The following is a 19,085-nucleotide window of genomic DNA, read 5'->3' as shown; positions in this document are numbered from 1 at the left end:
GCTTCCAAGCGGCTTGCCGCTCAAATAGGGATATAGATGAAAGAGAACGGGGGACGGCTGACACCATGACCTCAATGACGTCAATCCGGCTGCATACGCTGCACATTCGTCCGAACGGAGCTCTGTTTACGGTAGAGGACCCGCATAGCGGCGATTTTTATGAAATGCCTCCCATTTGCATCGATGCGATCCATATGCTTGAAGAAGGAATGCCCTTAAACCGGATTGAAGAGGTATTAAGGAGAAAATATCCGGAGGAAGAAGTCGATATGACTTCCTTCGTAGAGCAATTGATGGAATTCGGACTGGTAAAGGAAATGGACGGACGTAAGATCGAACGCACGGAAACCGGAACGGCGGGAGAAGGGCAATTGAGCTGGATCCCTGTCCGCTTTGCAAGATTGGTATTTAATCGCATCACGCAGACCCTGTTCGGCTTCCTATTTGCTGCGAACATCGCGTTGTTGATTGCGTTTCCGGGTCTGTTTCCCCGGTATACGGACTGGTTTGTGTTTCCTTCCATGACCGCGAACATGCTCGTTTGGATGGCGGTTTCTTTGCTCTTGCTGTTGTTTCACGAGCTTGGACACTTTTTGGCGGTTCGTGCCGAGGGATTGCCTGCCCGTATCGGAATAGGCTACCGGTTGTTTTTTATCGTGCTGGAAACGGAGATGAACGGGATATGGGGATTGCCGAAGCGGCGGCGCTTTTTACCTTTGCTGGCGGGCTTGTGCTTCGATCATTTCGTATTGTTCTCCATTCTCGTTTGGAAGCTTTCCGCGCATGACCTGACCGGGACCGCATCCGGACTGCTAACGATCGTTATCTACGCGGTCATTTTAAATATGATGTTTCAGTGTTTGTTTTTCATGAAAACCGATTTGTATTACGTGCTCGAGCAAGCGACGGGAAATAGTCTTCTGCTCGAAAACAGCCGCAACTGGCTTAGCGGCTTCATACCGTTTATGCGCTCAAAGGATGGGGCTGTCTTATACCCGGGCGAGCAAAAGGCCGTAAAATGGTACGGCGTGTTCTACGCAGCCGGTTTGTTTGTCAGCGGAGCCATCCTGATCGTTTATTTGCTTCCGCAGTTGTTCGTTGCAACCGTGAACTCGTTTCGGCAATTGAAGGAACCGGCGGGGAGCATTTTCTTTTGGGACGGGGTGGTTTTTCTCGCACAGCTGGTCTTGTTTGCCGGACTGTTCGTTTATGCCAGAAGGAAGGAATCCCGAGCACGCGGAGGTTAACCTAGCTACTCGCCAAAAAAGAGGCGGGACTCTAAGCAACACGATTGCATAGGGTCCCGCCTCTTTTTGGTATGCCTACAAACGTTACTGCTTCCTTTCGCGATCGATCAAAGCTTGCAGGCTGTTGATCAATTGCTCCAGCTGAAGATAGCTTTCGACGATATCGCTGATTTTCCCGTCCTGCGTTTCCATGCTCGCCGTTATTTCTTGCACGGAAGCCATGTTTTGTTCGGTGATGCCGGCAATCGTCAACATTTCGTCCGTAATCGTCCGGTAGGCTTGCTCCATCTGCTCCGCGGAGGATCTTACGAGCGACGATTGCTGTTCGGTATGCGCGGCGTTGCCCGCGACGTTCCGGATCATCGATCCTACTTGAACGGCTGCCTCGCGGCTGTAGTTAATCGCATCGCGTCCGAGCCATACTTGCTCGGAAACCTCGGACGTTTTCTGCTGAATGCTCTCCAAGATGACCGTTATCTGCTCGGTCGATTGACGTGAGCCCTCCGCCAGCTTGCGAACCTCGCCCGAAACGACCGCAAACCCTTTCCCGTGCTCGCCAGCGCGTGCCGCTTCGATAGCGGCATTAAGCGCTAGCAGATTCGTTTGGGTGGATATGGCGTTAATCGTTTGAACGATTTCGCCGATTTGCTGATTCTGTGTATCGAGATCTTCCATGAGCCTTACTGTCGTATGGATGATCGAGTGGAGCCGTTCGACCTGCTCGGACAGCGTGGCGACCTGTTCGTTGCCCGAACGAGCAAGCGTCGACGTTTCTACGGCGACGGCGCTCATTTGTGAAGACCCGCCGGACACCGTTCCGACGACTTGCTCAACCTCATGTATCGATTCGCTGATCTCTCCGATGCTGCGCGTTTGCGTTTCGACGCTTGTCGCGATTTCGGCGAACGTATGGGTTACCTCGTGCGAGATGGCCCCTGCGGTCGTCACATTCCCTTTCAGCGTGATGCTGAAGGCGTTCAATTGATCGACGGCTTGCTTGACATGAGTAAGCATGTCTTCCGCACGCTGTTTGGCCTGCAAAGCGGCTTCTTGCTTCTCCAGAACTTCAAGCTGGAGCTTCTCTCCGAATCGTCCCGCTGCTACCAGGGCTGCTAGCGTCATAACGACATATAGATTCGGGGTGAAAAAGCTGACCTCCTGAAGGGGTGCAAACATGGCGTCATAATATTTCGGCACGAAAAAAAACACGTTCGTCAGTGCGATGGCGGAAATGCCGGAGAAAAGGACCGCGCGATAGTTCGTATACAGCATGGCGATCGCCATGTTGAGATAGACGAGAAAATATGTGGTCAAGGCCGGACTGGAATCGACCAAAAGGAAGGTGAGCATGGAAAGGGATAAGGAGATCAGGTACATGATCTGGTTTTCGAATATGCGGCGATAGGTGAGAACGGTCATGAGCACGCAAGTTGCAAGTCCCGCAATGATGAGGACGATCACGGCTTCCTTAGGAACGGCGGTGATGATGTCCACGACAAGACCGAGCGCTAGCAGCGCCCACACAATATTGACCAAAAGTTTGTTTCGTTTAAACATAATGTCGGCACGGTTCATGAGGAATCCCCTTTTAGCGAATCTTTTTCGGTAACTTTTTCCTCTATCATAACATTCTTCCTATGATGTTGTAATGCGGCAATTCGACAAATGTCGTCAAACGGCGCGACTGCGGACTGACGTTTATCCGGCAGCGGGAACGGGCATACAAGTAAGAGTCTGACTATCTCATCATGAAAAGAGGAGCTTGCTTGAGAGCGCTTGTCATCATTCCTGCTTACAATGAGCAAGGCAGCATCGAACAGGTCATTCTCGGCGTAAAGAACGCCCACCCGTCCATTGATATTGTAGTCGTCAACGACGGCTCGACGGACCGGACCGGCGAGCAGGCAAGACGGACGGGGATGGCTACCGTTATCGATTTGCCGCTTAATCTCGGTATCGGCGGGGCTATGCAAACCGGCTATATGTACGCCAAGCGGAACGGCTACGATATTGCAGTGCAAATTGACGGCGACGGCCAGCATGATCCAGGCGAGCTCAGCGCAATCGTGCAGGAGGTGGAAGCGGGCAGGTGCGACTGCTGCATCGGTTCCCGCTTTTTGCGCAAAACGGCGTATCAAAGCTCGGTATCGCGGCGTTTCGGCATCTTTTTCTTCTCGTGGATGGTGCAATGGATGACCGGCGTGCGGGTAACGGATCCGACCTCGGGGTTTCGGGCGGCCAACCGTAAAGTAATCGGCTTGTTCGCGGAACATTATCCGGATGATTATCCGGAGGTGGAAGCGGTCGTGATGCTTGCCCGCAGAGGGCTGGGCATTTCTGAAATGTCGGTTCTCATGCACCGGCGGGCTGCCGGCCGTTCGTCAATCACGCCTTGGAAGTCTCTCTATTACATGTTCAAAGTGTCGCTGGCCGTCGTCATGACGAGGTTTCGCGATTCGGGGGAAATGCGATGACAATTTATTCGGTATCGATCGTTTTTTGTTTGGCCTTCGTCTTCATTACGGTGGAATTGATTCGGCGGCAAAAAATTGCGGAGAGATATGCGCTGCTGTGGCTGGGCCTAGGTCTCGTCATGGTGCTGCTCAGCCTGTTTCCTACGGTTCTGCAAGCCGTTGCCGGGCTGCTTGGCATCTACTATGCCCCGTCGCTGCTTTTTTTGATCGGCTCGGCTTTTGCGCTGTTGCTTATCATGCATGTGACGATGGTGATTTCCAGGCTGCACCGCAAGGTAACCCGGCTGATTCAAGAGCTGGCGCTGCTTCAAGCTTCGCTAGGGGAGGATCAAGATGGCCGTTCTGATCGTTCTTCTTAACGTCTTGCTGCTCGCAGCCGGGCAGGTGCTGTGGAAGCTGGCGCTTCTGCGGCGCCCTCTTACGGCCCCCAGTCAGCTCGTGCCCGTCCTTATGCAGCCGGCGATGATGCTCGGCTGTTTCTTGTTTGCGCTCGCTACGGTCATTTGGTTTTACGCACTCAGCCGGTATGCGTTAAGCCGGGTTTACCCGCTTCAATCCATGGCGTATGTGATTGGCGCATGCTCCGGAATCGTATTGTTCAAAGAATCGTTCTCGTCCACGCAGTGGCTCGGGCTGCTTTTCGTCGTGGGAGGCGCCTTTTTGCTGGCGAGAGCTTGATAGATTTATGGATTAAGGAGGATTCGTATGAACCATTCTTTCCATCATCGGTGGGCGATAGGGGTTATTCTTGCATTCGCTTGCCTGATAAGGCTGCATTACGTCTTAACGGCCTATCACGAGCCGATCGCGTGGGATCAGCTGGAGTACACAAAGCTGGCGATTCAACTGCTGGAAAAGGGGATTTACGCTTACCGGGATACGGAGCCGAATACTTTGGTCACGCCGGGGCTGCCGATGTTTTTGGCCGTTATATACGGGCTGGTCGGCTATGAGCCGCTTGAACCCGCGCTGACCGTTATCCGCGTGCTGCAGTGCTTCCTTTGTTTGCCCGCAATCTGGTTTCTGTATATGACGGGCGCAAGGCTGTTCCAGCCGGCTGCGGGCTTGCTCGCTGCTCTTTTCGCGGCCGTCTATCCTTCATACGTATGGTCGACGGCGCTGATTCTAACGGAAGTGCCGTTCTTGAGCAGTCTTATGGCTATGGTCTATGTGCAGGTAAGAATCATCCAGGAAAACCGCAAGACCGATCATCTCTGGTTCGGTTTGCTGCTCGGGATCACCGTTCTCATAAGGCCCAACGTGCTGCCGCTTGCCGTCGTTCCCTATCTGTTCTTGTGGTTCACGAGCCATCGCAAGAAAGCGCTGGTTTACGGCTTACAGGCTGCCGCTGCGTTCGCGCTCGTTATGCTGCCGTGGTGGGTGCGCAATTGGCTGACGTTCCACGAATTCATATTCATTGCCAAAGGAGAAGCGGGCAATCCGTTTCTGGGCGGTACGGATCCGTATTTCCGGGGAACGATCGACTGGACGGCCATCGACGAAAGCGATCAAATGGCGGAGGGCTTGCGCAGAATAAAGCAGGGACTGATCGAGCAGCCCCTGCTTTGGCTTAAATGGATGACGGTAGGCAAATTTACGTATTTCTTCCGTAGACTGTGGGTAGGACCGTATCCTTTCTATGTACCGGAATGGTATTATTATGCGTTAAACAAGCTGCATTTCATCATTGTGTATGCAGGACTGGCGCTTCTTCCGATTATGGGAGTAAGGAGCAGGGCTTATGCCTTTCTCGCGGTGTCGTTTGCGATCGTCTGCGGCGTTCACTTGCTTTTCATTCCGGTCGACCGTTACGCCTACGGCATGCTGCCGTTCTTGATGCTCGGCACCGCCCACGCTGCAGTCGTTCTGATACGGTACCTGTTTGCCTTCATGGAGCACATCCGGTTACGGGTCAAACGTTTCGGCTGAGCTGAAAGAATCAAGCTTCCTTCAGCAGTTGTCCGGCACAGTACTCGATGATGTCGCTCCGGCGCACGATGCCGATGAAATTATTCGAATCGTCGATGACGGGCACGAAGTTCTGAGCTTTCACCAGGCTGATCAGATCCTCCATGTTGGCATCGATCCGTACGGGCTTGTTATGAATGCGCAGAGGAATTTCTTCGAGACTATGGCGATGCGCGTTCTCGAAGTTGATGTCTTCGCTGTTATTCTTGAGAAACCAGAGCAGATCGCCTTCGGTTACCGTTCCGAAATAGGTGCCGTCTTGATTCAGTATCGGAACCGCCGTATAGCGGTGATATTCCATCCGTTCCAGCGCTTGGCGGAGAGTCGATTGAGGGGCCAGACATACGACCTCTTGCTTCGGGAAAAGAAAAAAAGCGATGTTCATGTTGCATGAACTCCTTTGTCGCGATATTGTAAAAGGAAGTCTTAGGACATTTCGATTGTCGAACAAAATGCTAGTGTAACCGAAAAGGCAGGTGCAGTCCATGGAGATCATTACCGTAACGAACCGTAAACAGCTGGACGAATGCCTCTCAATCCGGTTTGCCGTCTTCGTGCATGAGCAGAACGTTCCTGCGGACGAAGAGGTCGATGCGTTTGACGCAGAGCATGACGCTTGCCGTCATTACCTAATACGAATCGACGGAAAACCGGTTGCAACCGGCAGATGGCGGCCTTATGAAGAAGGAGCCGCAAAGCTTCAGAGGATAGCCGTGCTGTCCGATTTTAGAGGTCATGGTCTCGGCAAAGCGGTCATCGAAGCGCTGGAGCGCGATGCGAAAGCTGCGAATGCGAAAGCTGCCGTTCTGGACGCGCAATGCCAGGCGGAATCCTTTTACCGGAAGCTCGGCTATGAGACCGTATCGGAAACGCCCTTTCTCGATGCCGGAATTTGGCATGTACGCATGAAAAAGGATCTATAATCCTTGCTTGTCGCCGGATGCATATTTTTGGATGAACGGGGCATGCTAGCCGGGAGGAGCGTGAGAATTATGCAAAATCCATCTCGGGAAACGTTCGTTGCCGTACAAAAAAACGGCGACGGGGACATTACCGCCTTCCAAACGAACACGGGACGCGTGCTCGATTACGGAGCGGCCCTTCAGGAAGTACAGAACGGCGCCATTCAAGGCGTCAACGCTTTTAAAGGAAGAGACGGGGACACCTACATCCGCGGCGATGCGGACGGAGACCCCAGCAACAACCTGGACAATCTGCCTACTTTCTAAAATGGGGCAAGCAAGGCGAATGTCCCGAAAGAACCCCCGTTCTTTGCAGTTTATGCAAAGCGGGGGTTCTTGGCGTTTCAAGCAACTGTAACGTACAAGCCGCTATTGCTTCTTCATAAACATATACGCTTCATGCTGCTTAATAAAGGTCATATGACCCGTCCGACCGGCAAACGTCTCCATATCGTCGTCATAATGCATCAAGTAAGTCATCCGCTGCAAATCTTCCGGCATTTCTAGCAGGCTTTCAAGAGTAGCATGCACATACCCCGGAGGATGAAGCTGGCACTCGTGCAAAATATGACGGCATCCGCGGTCGCGCAATCGTTCAAGCGTTCCGATATCGAGCACGGCATCCGCACTGTAGTAGACGAATTCGTTCAGAAATACGCCATAGCTGGGCTTGCCCGGAATATGTATGGTGGGAACGATTTCGAGCGTAAAGCCATCGGTAACGGTTATCGGATTTGCCTCGCGAAGCGGAACGATCCGAAAGTAATCGTCCAGCTTGTAAATTTGATCGTCCCTGTTTTCGAGGGTGCCTTTCAGTGAATGCTCCCATAGCGGTTCGATCAAGGTTTCGGGCAAGAAAAGCGAAAGCTTTCTCTTATACGTGTACATGGACCGGAAGGCGACTTCTTCCAAGCCGCCGATGTGATCCGCGTGCATATGGGAAATAAAGATGCCGTCGATGGCGTCCAGCCCGATATTCAGTTCGTGAAGCGCTCTTGGCGCCGTATGCCCGCAGTCCAGCAGCAGCTTGTAGTCGTTGCAGGCAACCAAGGCGTTATTATTGTAGAACGTTTTGGCAAAGGCACTTCCCGTGCCGAGCATAACGAGCGATATATCCATGTAGCTCCTCCCGCAATTCAGAACAGGAAACTTGGCAACTCTCTACTAATTTATCATTATCTATCGCAAAACGAAAGGCAATGTTGTAAAAAAACCTTCGTTTCTTCCGAAAATCCGCTCGCGTCGAATATGTACCTTTTGGGCTTTCTCCACATATCGTATGGTACGGAGACGTATTCATGGAAGGCGGGATCGCAGGATGAGCAAAGGGAAAACGGGCAAGAAAAAAGAGGTTTCGTCAATCGATCGAAATAAATTTAACATGAAGATCGTGACATCGGAGACATGCGAGGCTTGCAAGCAGCGGTGCCCGAGAGGCATCCGATACATGGAGCGGATGCGGGCGCCGGGATCGGTCGGCTACGGCGTGCCTTGCGTATTGACGAAGGGCAAAGCGTATAAATAAAGAAATTAGAAGCTTTTCGGAACGATTCGGCAGGATTTCCAACATTTGCAGTCGAATAATGACAGGGTGTAGAAACTGTCGGATCGTCCGGGGAGGGTTTTACGAGCGTGGCCTTTTTAATAGCGCCTTTTGTCAGATTGATGAACCGCTTGAAGTACCCGTACAAATTTGCGCTGATTGGCGTAATTCTGTTGCTTCCTTTTGGAGTTAGCATGTACATGATCGCACATCATTACGAAGAGAAGATCGAGCTGGTTAGCTTGGAGCGAAGCGGGATGCGGTTTCATCACGAGCTGAATCGGCTGTCGGGCGACCTGAGGAGCTATCGCTCCTACAGGATACAGGCGACCGGACAGCAGACGGAATCGAATGTCTTGCTCAAGCAGAAGCAAATAACCGACAGCATTCAATCGATCATCGACGAGAACCACAAACTTGGCGATCCGTTCTTTGCTTCCCCGTTCCTTAAAGCCCTCTCAGACGAGTGGGTGCAAATCCAGAACATGGGGGAGTCGGACGTTCAGAGGGAACGTTCCGAGCGGATGAACAGCCTGTTGTCCGATATCAATAAGCTGATGCTGATTGTTGCGGATAACTCCGGTATCCGTTCCGATCATAATTCGATTACGAGTTTTCTGGCTCAAGCGCTGATCGACCGGCTTGTTCCGATGATCGGCCAGATCGACCGTGCGGCAAGAACTGCCGGCATGACGGCGGATTTATCGGTCTCTTCGGCAACAACCGAGCTGCGCGGACAAATTCGCATGCAGGTGAAATCGATCTTGGAGTCTCACGAATTCATCAAGCGGTCGATGGAACATCCCGATGCCGTTTCAACTGGCTACCGGCAAGTGCTGGAAACCGAATATAAGCGTTTTCGCACAGATACCGAAGCGTTGCTCGAGCTTCTGAAATCGGACATTCTGGCTTCCGGGAACGCATCCGCGAATGCGGAGCAGGCGATTGGGGATCAAAGCTTTCGCGCAATGGCTTCCGGCAACGATTTTTATGATGCAATCAGCGTATTGTTGGATAAGCGGCTTTCCAAGCAAATCCATGATGAAGGGTTAAAAAAGATTTTGGCTCTGCTCGTCATGGGAGCGGCGGTAGCTGTCATGGTACTGTTGTTTATCGGCTTTTACATTTCGGTCGTCCACGCGGTGTTCGCCCTGCGGCGTACTTCGCTGGAGGTTGCCTCGGGGCATATGTGGAGCCGGATCAATCTAGGTACGGATGACGAGCTGAAGGAAGTTGAGACCGCATACAATCGGATGGCCGAAGCCTACGGCGATATTATGCGGAAGCAGGAGGCGATCGAGGGCCATTTGCAGCGTCGGGCTTACTATGACGCGCTGACCGGAGCGCCCAACCGCTTCTTGTTTCACGAAAGGCTTGGCGAGGCTATAGCCGGAGCGGAGAAGCAGCAAGTCATGCTGGGGCTCTTGCTGATCGATCTCGACGGGTTCAAGAAAATCAATGAAACAAGCGGCCACCGAATCGGCGATTTGCTGCTGCAGCAGGTGGCGGAACGGCTGACCGAATGCTTGCGCGAAACCGATACGGTGGCGCGCGTAGACGGCGACGAGTTTAGCGTCATTCTTCCCGAGCTGCCGGGGCGGCATGCGGCTTCGCATGTAGCGGATAAACTGCTGCGTGGTTTCTTGACGCCGTTTGCCGTGGAGGGCGTCAATTTGACCGTATCGGCAAGCATCGGCATCAGTTTGTATCCGGATGATGGGGACGAGGCGGATTCGCTGATGAGCAAGGCCGATATGGCGATGTATTCCGTGAAGGAGCAGGGCAAGAACGGGTACCGGTTCTACGAATCCAAGGATTGACGCTGACGCCGCCCGTCCTTGCGGCAAAAGACAAGCCTGATGAATACGAGAAGGCCGGATAAGGGCTTTTGTGATATAATCATCACATCTTAGCGGCTGGAAAGGTTTGTGATCGTATGGTTGTTACCAAGCTGGAAAGAAGACCGGCAGCTCGTTGGCGCAGGAGAACGGGGCGGTCGGCAATCATCGTGCTGCTGGTGCTTGTTCTCGGTTCCGTGGGAATATCGGGCTATGTGGGATGGAGCTTGTCGCATCCGGCCAAGCAGGCGTTATCGACTACGCCGGAAAGCGTCGGAATCCCGTTTAAGTCGATCGAATTTCCGAGCAGGAAGAAGGACGTTACGTTAAAAGGATGGGAATTGACGCCCGCAGGAGATCCGGCAGGTACGGTCATTTTCTCGCACGGCTATACGAAAAACCGGCTGCAGGACGATGTCCCTGCTCTGCCGCTCGCCAAATCGCTCGTCGATGCGGGATATAGAGTCGTCATGTTCGATTACCGGAATTCCGGCGAATCCGGCGGTAATTTGACATCCGTAGGCCAATTCGAGAAATTCGATTTGCTTGGCGCGATCGATTGGGCGAAAGCTAACGCACCCGGCAAGATTGATATCGTCGGCTTCTCGATGGGGGCGACGACGGCGCTTTTGGCGGCAGCCGAAGAACCGTCCGTGTCGCATGTGATCGCGGACAGCCCGTTCAATCACTTGAAGGTATATTTGGAAGACAATTTGTCGGTATGGTCGCACTTGCCGGAATTCCCGTTTACGCCGCTTATTATGGCGATGATCCCGCCGGTAACGGGGATCGATCCCGATCAAGTGGACGCGCTGAGCGCGGTGGATGCGCTGGCTTCCAGGCACGTGCTGTTCATTCATAGCGCCGACGACAACAAGATACCGTACACGAACAGCGAAGCGATGTGGGCAAAGCATAAGAATACGTTCGAGTTTTGGAAAACGTCCGGCGCGCTTCACGTTGGCTCGTATAAAACGTATGGGAAACAGTATGAGGAGAAAGTGCTTACGTTTTTGCAAAAATGAAGGTCAGCCTCGCAACTAAATGAGCGATTCGGAGTATAAACTTGCAAGAAATTGCGAAATCGGCTTCTTCGAAGCGGTTCCCGCAACCATGCAAGGACAATGTAGCCGCAGGCGCCCGACGGCAGCCGGGCGGCAGCATGTCAAATTTACCATTCCGGAGGTTAGTGACCGATGCAGGCCAAACGATTGATCATCCTATGTGTAGCCTTCATGCTGCTTTGCACTGCAACTGTTTTTGCCGATTCGATGTGGGGGACTTATAACGGGTACGAGAAAGCCAAAGTTTACGTCAACGATTCCGAATTGAAGGAAGGGAGCGTTCCCGCAATCGTCATGAACGGCTCCACGCTGCTCCCTTTGAGGCAAGTAGCCAATTCGCTGGATGCGATCGTCAAATGGGATAACGACAAGAAGACGGCCAGCATTTACAAACCGAACGTTCATATGTTTATTGCGGAAGAAGTTGGCAAAAACTATTCCTTGAAAAATCCTTTCAGTATCGTCGATTACGGAATCACCCGGTCGTTTGACGTCTTCGCGCAGATCGACAATCTGAAGACGAGTGCGAACCGAGTCAAAATCACGATCGTAAGCCCCGGCGGAGAAACGGTAGGCACCGTGGAAGACGCCCTCTCGGGCTCTGCGGAATCGTTCTGGTACACGGCTCACTACAAGATCAAGTTTGCCGAGAAGGGGAACTATGCGGTGAAGTTTGCGATTATCGACGGTGACGGAAACGAATCGGTCGTTTCCCAAAAAAGTATTTTATCGGAATAAACGTACACGTGAGGGAGAAAAGAATGAAGCTTGGGCTAGAAAATGCTTTGGACCGTCTCGTAAAAGCGGAAACGCAGGACGATGCGGAACAATTGCGAAAAACGTTCGAGCAAGGCGGATACTCCTTATTCAGCGAACTGCTGAATGAATTGAAAAGCAAACTGACGATGTGCGATGAAACGCTTATCGGCGAGATGAAGCACTGCGTAGCCAAGGGGAAGCGCATCGTGTCCCAGCCGGAATCGATCAGTCCCGCGTGGGAAGGGATCTGGAATAAGCTTGAAAAGCAAATCGAGCTGAAGGAATTCGTGCTCGGGCAAATCCCTCAGGAGGAGAGAGCCGGGGAATGGCAGATCGTCATGGATAATCCGTTCACGAATGACGGAATCGTTTGCTATCCCGCTCTGTCCTTTATCGAAGCGGCATATTTATACGCCTACTTTCGGGTGGACCTCAAGAAGACGGAGTACATCAGGCTCCAGAAGGTCATTAGCCTCATCGTTACGCAAGGATCTTGATTTTCGCAGGCATTTTCTATGCGAATACGGTCAATTGACCGAAGCCGGACTGCGTGGTACGATACTTAAGTTAGCAGATACCAGCGAAAAGAGGGGTTACGATGAGCGAACATAAACATGATGACGACTGCGGCTGCGGACATGATCATGAGCACGAGGACGATGTATTTGTCGTCACGGACGCTGACGGCGTCGAGCGCGAAATGGTCATTGTCTATACGTTCGAGAGCGATAGCAAGGCATATGCGGTGCTTCTTGACCGGAATCAACCGGATGCGGACGGCGTTATATTCCGCGTTGACGAAGAAGACGGAGAAGCGTACCTGACGAACATCGAAGACGAGCAAGAGTGGGAACGCGTTGTTGAAATTTACAACCGGATTGCCGAGGAAGAAGCACAGCAATAATGCGCCTGACACAAATACCCCCGATCCTGTCGGTTTATAACCGATCTGGACCGGGGGTATTTCAAATTCTCAGAAAGCTTACCCTTCGGTGATTGTTCGATTTCCCGGTAAACGTTTGGCGTCTAAGCTTATGCTTCCGAAGTCGCTTTCTGCGAAAACGTTTAGGACGCCGTTAGGCGTTTATCCTTGTTTGACGGTAACCGCTATTTTCTAGGGTTAAAGTACATCGTCCTGCCGTTGAAAAGCGTAAGCTCCGCTTTTAATTGCTTGGCAAGATGCTTGCTGAATTCATTGCCTTTGGCCTTATCGCCATGCGTCGCATCGTCAGGCAGCACGATTTGGACAAAATGCTTCACGGAATCGTTCTCCGTTTTACTGCCGACGCCCAAGACGATATATTTGTAACGCAGGCTGTTTGCCTTTAAATAAAACCATTTTCCTTCGCCCTCGGGCTTTGTTTCGATCGTGTACGGAAATCCTGCTTCTTCATATTCCCAGCCTAATTGTTTGCCTGTCAAGGCGAGCTGTTCTTTGTACTGCAATAAATGATCCTTCAATTCATCGAGCGTCAAGGAAGCGACGGACGAGCCTTCCACAAACTGAATGTAAGCGCTTTGACTCATAGCTATAAACACCCGCCTATGTATTCGTTCATGACCATCATAGCATTTAAGAAATTGCTTGGCAATCTGATAAAAAAAAGTTATCAATAAATGCAAAATATACAAGCCTTTATTATCGAAAAGGGTTGTGCGTTCGAAAAATGTATGTTACGATAAATAGTATAAATATTCTGATAACTTAGGACAGGAGGCTGAACGAGATGAGCTTGGAACGAATGTACGACGTGACGGAGCAGGCGCAGGTTAGCTTTATCGGATATGCAACGGAGAATGAGCGCTTCGATCTAGCCATTATGTATACGGACAATTTCTTCGGGAAGCCGCTCGTCATCTGTATGCAAACGGGTAAATCCGCAATACTGTCCGCAGACGATCTCGATCATGTCGAACATCTGCAAAGGTCTTTCTCCATTAAATGCCGGGAACAAGCGGAGGCGCTTCGCGCGGTTTTGCAGCAATGGCTGCCGGCTATCTCTACGCAAGAACAGTACTAATTCCCATTCTACTCTCATAAACGAGCCATTAAACGGAAAGGCCGGGTACCCTGAATAGGGCAGCCCGGCCTTCTATTGTTTTTCCTCAATACTCGCTTTGCCCGGTTCTAGCGGCAATCAAAGGATCAGTCCGAGATAGCGGTCGTTTCCACGATCACTTTAACCTGTTGTACCGAACGGTCTTCGGGACCTTTAACCGGAAGTCCTACTTTTACATGATCCGTGATGTAGTCGATATTATCCTGCGAGACGACTTCGCCCGGCAGCAAAATCGGAATGCCCGGCGGATACACGTAAATGAATTCCGCGATGATACGGCCTGCGGATTCCTGAAAAGGAACCGTCTCCGTATCCCCATAGAACGCATCGCGCGGCGATAAGGACAAATGCGGAATTTCCGGAATGACGATGTTCAGCTCGTTAATTTCACTCACGTTCTGGTGCAAGGACGCAAGCTTGCGCAGCGCTTCGAGCAAAATATCGATCTGCTCCTTCTCGTCACCCGGGGTTACGAGGCAAAGAATGTTATACATGTCGCTTAGCTCGACTTCGATGTTGTACTCGTCGCGCAGCCAGTTTTCGACGTCGTATCCCGTCAGTCCGAGATGACGAACATGGACGCAAACTTTCGTCGGATCGAAGCTGTAAGTGGCTTCGGTCCCGAGAATGTCTTCGCCGAAGCAGGCCAAGCCAGGGATTTCGTTGATCTGGCTGCGGGCATATTGCGCAAGACGGATCGCTTTATCGGCCATTTCATGGCCATTGAGCGCCAAGTTGCGGCGAGCAGTATCCAGAGACGCCAAGAGCGGGTACGAGGTGGACGTCGTCGTAAGCATGCTCATGATCGTTTGGACTCGTTTGAGATTGATACGATCGCCTTTGACGTTCAGCACGGAGCTCTGCGTCATCGAACCGCCAAGCTTGTGAACGCTAGTTGCGGCCATGTCCGCTCCCGCTTCCATCGCGGAAACCGGAAGCTCCTCGTGAAAATGAATGAGTACGCCATGGGCTTCGTCGACAAGGACGGGAATATTGTAGCTGTGAACAAGCTCGACGATTTCCTTCAAGTTGGCGCATACGCCGAAATACGTCGGGTTGATGACGAGAACCGCTTTGGCGTCCGGATGCTTCGTGAGCGCCTTGCGGAGCGATTTCGTCGTGATGCCGTGATCGATGCCCCAATTGGCGTCGCGGGCCGGCGATACGAATACCGGCTTCGCTCCCGAGAAAATAATCGCCGCCATGATCGATTTGTGAACGTTGCGCGGTACGATGATTTTGTCTCCTTGGCCGCAGACGGACATAATCATGGTGATGATGGCGGTGCTTGTCCCTTGGACGGAAAAAAAGGTATAATCGGCTTGGAAAGCGTCGGCCGCCAATTTCTGGGCTTCCTCGATAACGCCTGTCGGTTGATGCAGGTCGTCCAGCGGTGCAATATTGATAAGGTCGATGGACAACACGTTGTCCCCGATAAACGAGCGGAATTCTGGATCCATGCCTGAACCCTTTTTATGGCCTGGAATATGAAACTGGATTGGGTTACGTTCTGCGTGCTCGCATAAAGCAGAGAACAAAGGGGTACGCTGATGATCCATCGGACCTCTCTTCCTTTCTTGTTAGAAATGGCACAGTCAATGTAAAGTAACAAACAAAATGAGTATAGCAGAACGCGGCGAGGATGCAAGTCCATTTTTCCCTCGGAGGCTGTGAAAGTCGGGGGGAAAGCAATACTTTGCATGGCAAGAGGTAACATTATAGGAAACGATGTACATACTGATAGGAGCCCTACATTAAAGAGCAGGCGGTGGAGAATGGAAGCGACCATCAAGAAAAAAATAGACAAAAAGGTGCTGCGGTCGCCGTTTGTCATGCAATTGTTGTTCATCATGTTTTTTGTCGAATTTGTGAAGGGAGCCCTCATTATCACGTTTCTGCCGGTTTATATGGAAACGATTCTGGGCGCGACAGGGCTAGTCATTGGCTGGACGCTAGCCGTGCAGTATATCGGCGACAACCTGCTGCGCACGCCAATCGGCTGGGTTATCGACCGGATCGGGTACCGGATAGTCATGCTTGGTGGCGTAATCTCGACGTTCGCTTCGGTCGGCATTTTGGCGTCCACCTCTAACTTTTATTGGATTATCGTAGCTTGCGCCCTTCTTGGCATTGGAACGGCGCCGCTATGGCCGTGCGTCATTACCGGAACGACGGAAATCGCCGGGGAAGATTCCCGGGGGACGATTATGAGCGTGGTTTACATGGCATGGCTTGGAGGCGTAGGGTTGGGACCGTTCGTCATCACCTATTTCATGAGCGGAACTTACGGCACCGCGTTCCGGCTATTGATAGGCATGATGGTAGCGGTCGTGCTCGTCGCGCTGTTTCTGCCCGGTCACCGGAAAGGGGGCCAGCTTGAGGAGAACGGCGGCGGGAATCGTGAGAACGCTCATGGCCAAGCGCAGCCTGCGAAGAGGAGCCGCATGGATCGGATTCGCAGCTACTTATCGGAAGCGCGCCGTTCGATGACGCTAAGCCCGCTCATGTTTCCGGCAATGTTCGCCCAAACGTTCGCACTTGGCTTATTAACGCCCGTATTGACACTTTACGCGTTAAACGAGCTGCATTTGACGAACAGCCAATTTCGTCTCTTTTTGCTTGCCGGGGGGGCGGTAACCGTACTCTTCCTCATACCGGTCGGCAAGCTGGTCGACCGCTTCGGCACCAAATGGTTTTTGCATATCGGCTTCTTGCTGAGCTCTGCCGTTCTGCTGACCTTTACATTCGTTCGCGATCTGAACCTGTTATTCGTTCTGGTGGCGCTTCTAGGCATCGGGTATGCGCTTATCATTCCATCCTGGAACGCGCTTATCGCGGCGGCGATTCCTCCGGAGAAACGGGGGGCGGTCTGGGGATTTTTCCTTACGATCGAAGGGCTGGGTACGACGATCGGTCCGATCGTATCGGGCAAGCTGTGGGATCTGTTCCGTCCGCACGGCCCGTTCGTCGCAAGCGGCATCGTGCTCTTCGTGTTGATGATCGTGCACTGGGTGATTTCACAAGAGCGCAAAGTTTTGTTACGATAAGAGCGTATCACCATGGTCGGGAGGAGCAGAGAGATTATGAAAAAGCAGCTAGGCGTCATCGTGATCGTATTGATGACGGTATTTATCGGTTTTGGCATTATTATCCCCGTTATGCCGGAGATCGTAGCGGGAACCGGAAGAGGGCAATTTCATCTTGCTTGGATGCTGTCCTTGTATTCGGCGGCATCGTTTCTGATGTCTCCGGTGTGGGGCAGTTTGTCGGACAAGCACGGCCGCCGGCCGATATTGCTTATCGGCTTGATCGGGTTTTGCGTCAGCTTCTTTGTTTTCGGCATTGCGGACGGCAACCTGACGCTCATGTACGTATCGCGTATTATCGGAGGGCTGTTCTCCGGAGCGGTAACCGCATGCGCAGTAGCCTACGTGGCCGATATTACGACGGAAGAAACGCGAACGAAGGGAATGGGGCTCGTCGGCATGGCCATCGGTCTCGGTTTTGTCATCGGACCCGGCGTAGGGGGATTGCTGAGTCTGGTTTCGAACGGCGCGCCGTTTTTTGCGTCTTCCATCCTGTCGTTCATTATGTTCGTCTTCGTATTCTTCATGGTTCCGGAGTCGTTAACGGCCGAACGGAGGCAAGCACCGACCGGGCCGAAACCGTCCCGCTGGACGGCATTCGCCGGACCGCTCAAATATTTGTACGTCTTGTCGTTTTTCGTTTCCTTTACGCTTGCCGGTCTGGAAACCACGTTCCAATTATTCGAAATGGAGAAAATCGGCGCCAAACCGGTTCATGTCGGCATTATGTTCTTCGTTAGCGGTATTGTCGGAGCGATGATTCAAGGCGGCGTCGTGCGCAAAAGAATCAAGAACGGAGCCGAGCCGCAATGGATTCTGATCGGGCTTGTGCTGTCCGCTGCCGGCTTTATTCTTATCCTGTTTTCAAGTAACGTCATTACAGCCGCGATCTATATGTCCGTATTCGGAGCAGGAAACGCTTTTATTCGTCCCTGTGTCATTTCTCTGATTACGAAAAGGACGAAGGTCGGACAAGGCGTGGCCACAGGCTTGAATTCGTCGATGGACAGCTTGGGCCGTATCGCGGGACCGCTGTTTGCGATGCTGCTATACGGGTGGCAGATCGAACTGCCGTTCATCGTCGGCGGTATACTGTGCGTAGCGGCAATCGTGCTGGTGCAGCGCTTCAAGGCGCTTGATCCGAAGCGGACCGCAAGCAGTCAGGAAGCTGCCGTTCAATGAGAGCAGTAAGATACGCAAAAGGGCAGCCTGCTGGCTGCCCTTTGTCATAGAGACCGTTACAATAACGATTCAACGCCGTCGATATATAGTTCCGTACCCGAAATATGGGAGGATTCGGCGGAGGCGAGGAATGCCACTAAGGCCGCAACCTGTTCCGGCTCGCCGGGTCGGTGCTCCAATGGCATGCTGCCTTGCGGATACTGAACCGGTATTTTGATTTTGTCCAGTTCAGGGGTCGGATGCGTGCTCTCGCTAATATTGGTTTTGATAGCGCCCGGACATATGGCGTTGACCCGAATTTTGTAACGAGCCAGCTCCAATGCGGCCATTTTAGTAAAAGCCACCTGACCGGCCTTGGAGGTGCTGTACGCCGACATGCCGAATCCGGAGAAAACGCGGTTGCCGTTGATTGAGCTGGTTACGATGATGCTTCCCCCGCGTTCTTTCATATGGGGGACGGCATATTTCACCGCCAAAAACGTGCCCTTCAGATTGGTTGTCAGCGTATGATCCCAATCCTCCGGCTTCATATCCTCGATCGGCGCCAGCGTTCCGTTAATGCCGGCATTGGCGAATACGATGTCCAGCCGTCCCCATTTGTCGACGGCCTGCTTGATGGCGGCCTCTACCCGAATCGGATCCGAAACGTCGGTATCCGCCGTGATCGCTTCCCCCGCAAAGCTCTCGATCTGCTGCTTGACCTTCCCGGTACGGTCATCGTTCAAATCAACCAAACATACTTTGGCTCCTTCTTCCGCGAGCCGGAGCGCGGCCGCACGTCCGATGCCCGAGCCTGCGCCGGTTACGAAAGCGACCTGATCCTTCAGGCGCTGGGTCTGCGCGGTCTTAAGATCCGCCTGGATTACCGCCATTGGCTAAACCTCCTCAAACGTTGCTCTTAT

The 19,085-nt window shown here is 52.4% G+C and carries 22 protein-coding genes; 16 read left to right on the top strand and 6 right to left on the bottom strand.

All coding sequences use genetic code 11. The features are described 5' to 3' along the window. Positions 1–65: 65 nt before the first annotated feature. A complete protein-coding gene (locus tag ACKGJP_RS23280) occupies positions 66–1,247 on the top strand; it encodes a hypothetical protein (protein WP_409341187.1) in 1,182 nt (393 codons plus the stop codon). Between the two features lie 84 nt (positions 1,248–1,331). Here ACKGJP_RS23280 and ACKGJP_RS23275 read toward each other — a convergent pair whose 3' ends face one another. After that, entirely contained in the window at positions 1,332–2,822 is a 1,491-nt protein-coding gene (locus ACKGJP_RS23275; RefSeq protein WP_409341186.1) for a methyl-accepting chemotaxis protein, read from the bottom strand. A 173-nt stretch (positions 2,823–2,995) separates the two neighbouring features. Here ACKGJP_RS23275 and ACKGJP_RS23270 point away from each other — a divergent pair, with 173 nt between their 5' ends. From ACKGJP_RS23270 to ACKGJP_RS23255, 4 genes are read left to right on the top strand one after another with little or no spacing between them, the layout of a single operon-like run. Further along, the gene (locus tag ACKGJP_RS23270; RefSeq protein ID WP_409341185.1) at positions 2,996–3,721 is read left to right on the top strand and encodes a glycosyltransferase family 2 protein; all 726 of its coding nucleotides are present in this window, start codon (positions 2,996–2,998) and stop codon (positions 3,719–3,721) included. After that, positions 3,718–4,080 carry a DUF2304 domain-containing protein gene (locus ACKGJP_RS23265; protein ID WP_409341184.1) on the top strand — a complete coding sequence of 121 codons (363 nt, stop codon included), beginning with the start codon at positions 3,718–3,720 and terminating at the stop codon, positions 4,078–4,080. The genes ACKGJP_RS23270 and ACKGJP_RS23265 overlap by 4 nt, the downstream gene beginning before the upstream one ends. Continuing rightward, positions 4,055–4,399 (top strand): EamA family transporter, encoded by a 345-nt coding sequence (locus tag ACKGJP_RS23260; protein WP_409341183.1) that lies wholly within the window; start codon positions 4,055–4,057, stop codon positions 4,397–4,399. The genes ACKGJP_RS23265 and ACKGJP_RS23260 overlap by 26 nt, the downstream gene beginning before the upstream one ends. Positions 4,400–4,426: 27 nt before the next feature. Further along, positions 4,427–5,650 carry an ArnT family glycosyltransferase gene (locus tag ACKGJP_RS23255; RefSeq protein WP_409341182.1) on the top strand — a complete coding sequence of 408 codons (1,224 nt, stop codon included), beginning with the start codon at positions 4,427–4,429 and terminating at the stop codon, positions 5,648–5,650. A gap of 10 nt (positions 5,651–5,660) precedes the next feature. Here ACKGJP_RS23255 and ACKGJP_RS23250 read toward each other — a convergent pair whose 3' ends face one another. After that, complete coding sequence (locus ACKGJP_RS23250) at positions 5,661–6,074, bottom strand: CBS domain-containing protein (protein ID WP_409341181.1); 414 nt, start codon at positions 6,072–6,074, stop codon at positions 5,661–5,663. A 100-nt stretch (positions 6,075–6,174) separates the two neighbouring features. On the opposite strand from ACKGJP_RS23250, the gene ACKGJP_RS23245 reads away from it, so the two are divergent. Both ACKGJP_RS23245 and ACKGJP_RS23240 read left to right on the top strand, forming a co-directional pair. After that, positions 6,175–6,612 carry a GNAT family N-acetyltransferase gene (locus ACKGJP_RS23245; protein WP_409341180.1) on the top strand — a complete coding sequence of 146 codons (438 nt, stop codon included), beginning with the start codon at positions 6,175–6,177 and terminating at the stop codon, positions 6,610–6,612. A 69-nt stretch (positions 6,613–6,681) separates the two neighbouring features. Continuing rightward, complete coding sequence (locus tag ACKGJP_RS23240; RefSeq protein WP_409341179.1) at positions 6,682–6,918, top strand: DUF3892 domain-containing protein; 237 nt, start codon at positions 6,682–6,684, stop codon at positions 6,916–6,918. Between the two features lie 102 nt (positions 6,919–7,020). Here the strand turns inward: ACKGJP_RS23240 and ACKGJP_RS23235 are convergent, their stop codons facing one another. After that, positions 7,021–7,770, bottom strand: a complete 750-nt coding sequence (locus ACKGJP_RS23235; RefSeq protein WP_409341178.1) for an MBL fold metallo-hydrolase — start codon at positions 7,768–7,770, stop codon at positions 7,021–7,023. Positions 7,771–7,969: 199 nt separating this feature from the next. On the opposite strand from ACKGJP_RS23235, the gene ACKGJP_RS23230 reads away from it, so the two are divergent. From ACKGJP_RS23230 to ACKGJP_RS23205, 6 genes are all read left to right on the top strand, one after another. Beyond that, complete coding sequence (locus ACKGJP_RS23230; protein ID WP_409341177.1) at positions 7,970–8,176, top strand: hypothetical protein; 207 nt, start codon at positions 7,970–7,972, stop codon at positions 8,174–8,176. 218 nt (positions 8,177–8,394) lie between these two features. Continuing rightward, the gene (locus tag ACKGJP_RS23225) at positions 8,395–10,014 is read left to right on the top strand and encodes a diguanylate cyclase domain-containing protein (RefSeq protein ID WP_409341176.1); all 1,620 of its coding nucleotides are present in this window, start codon (positions 8,395–8,397) and stop codon (positions 10,012–10,014) included. Positions 10,015–10,130: 116 nt separating this feature from the next. Beyond that, on the top strand, positions 10,131–11,057 hold the full coding sequence (locus tag ACKGJP_RS23220) for an alpha/beta hydrolase (protein ID WP_409341175.1): 927 nt from the start codon (positions 10,131–10,133) through the stop codon (positions 11,055–11,057). A 171-nt stretch (positions 11,058–11,228) separates the two neighbouring features. Beyond that, positions 11,229–11,834 (top strand): stalk domain-containing protein, encoded by a 606-nt coding sequence (locus tag ACKGJP_RS23215; RefSeq protein ID WP_409341174.1) that lies wholly within the window; start codon positions 11,229–11,231, stop codon positions 11,832–11,834. A 23-nt stretch (positions 11,835–11,857) separates the two neighbouring features. After that, positions 11,858–12,352, top strand: a complete 495-nt coding sequence (locus tag ACKGJP_RS23210; protein ID WP_409341173.1) for a hypothetical protein — start codon at positions 11,858–11,860, stop codon at positions 12,350–12,352. Positions 12,353–12,453: 101 nt separating this feature from the next. Then, positions 12,454–12,759, top strand: a complete 306-nt coding sequence (locus tag ACKGJP_RS23205; protein WP_409341172.1) for a DUF1292 domain-containing protein — start codon at positions 12,454–12,456, stop codon at positions 12,757–12,759. A 203-nt stretch (positions 12,760–12,962) separates the two neighbouring features. On the opposite strand, the gene ACKGJP_RS23200 is transcribed toward ACKGJP_RS23205, so the two are convergent. Beyond that, entirely contained in the window at positions 12,963–13,382 is a 420-nt protein-coding gene (locus ACKGJP_RS23200; RefSeq protein ID WP_409341171.1) for a DUF1885 family protein, read from the bottom strand. Positions 13,383–13,582: 200 nt separating this feature from the next. On the opposite strand from ACKGJP_RS23200, the gene ACKGJP_RS23195 reads away from it, so the two are divergent. Continuing rightward, positions 13,583–13,876 (top strand): DUF3055 domain-containing protein, encoded by a 294-nt coding sequence (locus ACKGJP_RS23195; RefSeq protein WP_409341170.1) that lies wholly within the window; start codon positions 13,583–13,585, stop codon positions 13,874–13,876. Positions 13,877–14,001: 125 nt separating this feature from the next. Here ACKGJP_RS23195 and ACKGJP_RS23190 read toward each other — a convergent pair whose 3' ends face one another. Next, positions 14,002–15,474, bottom strand: a complete 1,473-nt coding sequence (locus ACKGJP_RS23190; protein ID WP_409341169.1) for an aminotransferase class I/II-fold pyridoxal phosphate-dependent enzyme — start codon at positions 15,472–15,474, stop codon at positions 14,002–14,004. A gap of 216 nt (positions 15,475–15,690) precedes the next feature. Between ACKGJP_RS23190 and ACKGJP_RS23185 the strand changes: the two genes are divergently transcribed. Together ACKGJP_RS23185 and ACKGJP_RS23180 are read left to right on the top strand one after the other, a co-directional pair. Next, positions 15,691–16,962, top strand: coding sequence for an MFS transporter (locus ACKGJP_RS23185; RefSeq protein WP_409341168.1), 1,272 nt, complete (start codon positions 15,691–15,693; stop codon positions 16,960–16,962). Between the two features lie 36 nt (positions 16,963–16,998). Beyond that, positions 16,999–18,183, top strand: coding sequence for an MFS transporter (locus ACKGJP_RS23180; protein ID WP_409341167.1), 1,185 nt, complete (start codon positions 16,999–17,001; stop codon positions 18,181–18,183). Positions 18,184–18,239: 56 nt separating this feature from the next. Here ACKGJP_RS23180 and ACKGJP_RS23175 read toward each other — a convergent pair whose 3' ends face one another. Continuing rightward, positions 18,240–19,055, bottom strand: coding sequence for an SDR family oxidoreductase (locus tag ACKGJP_RS23175; RefSeq protein ID WP_409341166.1), 816 nt, complete (start codon positions 19,053–19,055; stop codon positions 18,240–18,242). Positions 19,056–19,085 lie beyond the last annotated feature (30 nt).

It is taken from the genome of Paenibacillus litoralis (genome assembly GCF_046244365.1).
In the GTDB taxonomy this organism is placed as follows: domain Bacteria; phylum Bacillota; class Bacilli; order Paenibacillales; family NBRC-103111; genus Paenibacillus_V.
The sequence above is the reverse complement of the archived record's forward strand: the minus strand, read 5'-3'. Positions and strand labels throughout refer to the sequence as shown.

Bases quoted from the DNA above. Each gene is read 5' to 3' on its own strand.
- ACKGJP_RS23205 (WP_409341172.1), top strand. From the start codon at position 12,454: ATGAGCGAACATAAACATGATGACGACTGCGGCTGCGGACATGATCAT.
- ACKGJP_RS23190 (WP_409341169.1), bottom strand. From the start codon at position 15,474: ATGGATCATCAGCGTACCCCTTTGTTCTCTGCTTTATGCGAGCACGCA.
- ACKGJP_RS23270 (WP_409341185.1), top strand. From the start codon at position 2,996: ATGAAAAGAGGAGCTTGCTTGAGAGCGCTTGTCATCATTCCTGCTTAC.
- ACKGJP_RS23180 (WP_409341167.1), top strand. From the start codon at position 16,999: ATGAAAAAGCAGCTAGGCGTCATCGTGATCGTATTGATGACGGTATTT.
- ACKGJP_RS23185 (WP_409341168.1), top strand. From the start codon at position 15,691: ATGGAAGCGACCATCAAGAAAAAAATAGACAAAAAGGTGCTGCGGTCG.
- ACKGJP_RS23265 (WP_409341184.1), top strand. From the start codon at position 3,718: ATGACAATTTATTCGGTATCGATCGTTTTTTGTTTGGCCTTCGTCTTC.
- ACKGJP_RS23240 (WP_409341179.1), top strand. From the start codon at position 6,682: ATGCAAAATCCATCTCGGGAAACGTTCGTTGCCGTACAAAAAAACGGC.
- ACKGJP_RS23235 (WP_409341178.1), bottom strand. From the start codon at position 7,770: ATGGATATATCGCTCGTTATGCTCGGCACGGGAAGTGCCTTTGCCAAA.
- ACKGJP_RS23200 (WP_409341171.1), bottom strand. From the start codon at position 13,382: ATGAGTCAAAGCGCTTACATTCAGTTTGTGGAAGGCTCGTCCGTCGCT.
- ACKGJP_RS23250 (WP_409341181.1), bottom strand. From the start codon at position 6,074: ATGAACATCGCTTTTTTTCTTTTCCCGAAGCAAGAGGTCGTATGTCTG.
- ACKGJP_RS23275 (WP_409341186.1), bottom strand. From the start codon at position 2,822: ATGAACCGTGCCGACATTATGTTTAAACGAAACAAACTTTTGGTCAAT.
- ACKGJP_RS23195 (WP_409341170.1), top strand. From the start codon at position 13,583: ATGAGCTTGGAACGAATGTACGACGTGACGGAGCAGGCGCAGGTTAGC.
- ACKGJP_RS23225 (WP_409341176.1), top strand. From the start codon at position 8,395: ATGATCGCACATCATTACGAAGAGAAGATCGAGCTGGTTAGCTTGGAG.
- ACKGJP_RS23260 (WP_409341183.1), top strand. From the start codon at position 4,055: ATGGCCGTTCTGATCGTTCTTCTTAACGTCTTGCTGCTCGCAGCCGGG.
- ACKGJP_RS23280 (WP_409341187.1), top strand. From the start codon at position 66: ATGACCTCAATGACGTCAATCCGGCTGCATACGCTGCACATTCGTCCG.
- ACKGJP_RS23230 (WP_409341177.1), top strand. From the start codon at position 7,970: ATGAGCAAAGGGAAAACGGGCAAGAAAAAAGAGGTTTCGTCAATCGAT.
- ACKGJP_RS23175 (WP_409341166.1), bottom strand. From the start codon at position 19,055: ATGGCGGTAATCCAGGCGGATCTTAAGACCGCGCAGACCCAGCGCCTG.
- ACKGJP_RS23215 (WP_409341174.1), top strand. From the start codon at position 11,229: ATGCAGGCCAAACGATTGATCATCCTATGTGTAGCCTTCATGCTGCTT.
- ACKGJP_RS23220 (WP_409341175.1), top strand. From the start codon at position 10,131: ATGGTTGTTACCAAGCTGGAAAGAAGACCGGCAGCTCGTTGGCGCAGG.
- ACKGJP_RS23210 (WP_409341173.1), top strand. From the start codon at position 11,858: ATGAAGCTTGGGCTAGAAAATGCTTTGGACCGTCTCGTAAAAGCGGAA.
- ACKGJP_RS23255 (WP_409341182.1), top strand. From the start codon at position 4,427: ATGAACCATTCTTTCCATCATCGGTGGGCGATAGGGGTTATTCTTGCA.
- ACKGJP_RS23245 (WP_409341180.1), top strand. From the start codon at position 6,175: ATGGAGATCATTACCGTAACGAACCGTAAACAGCTGGACGAATGCCTC.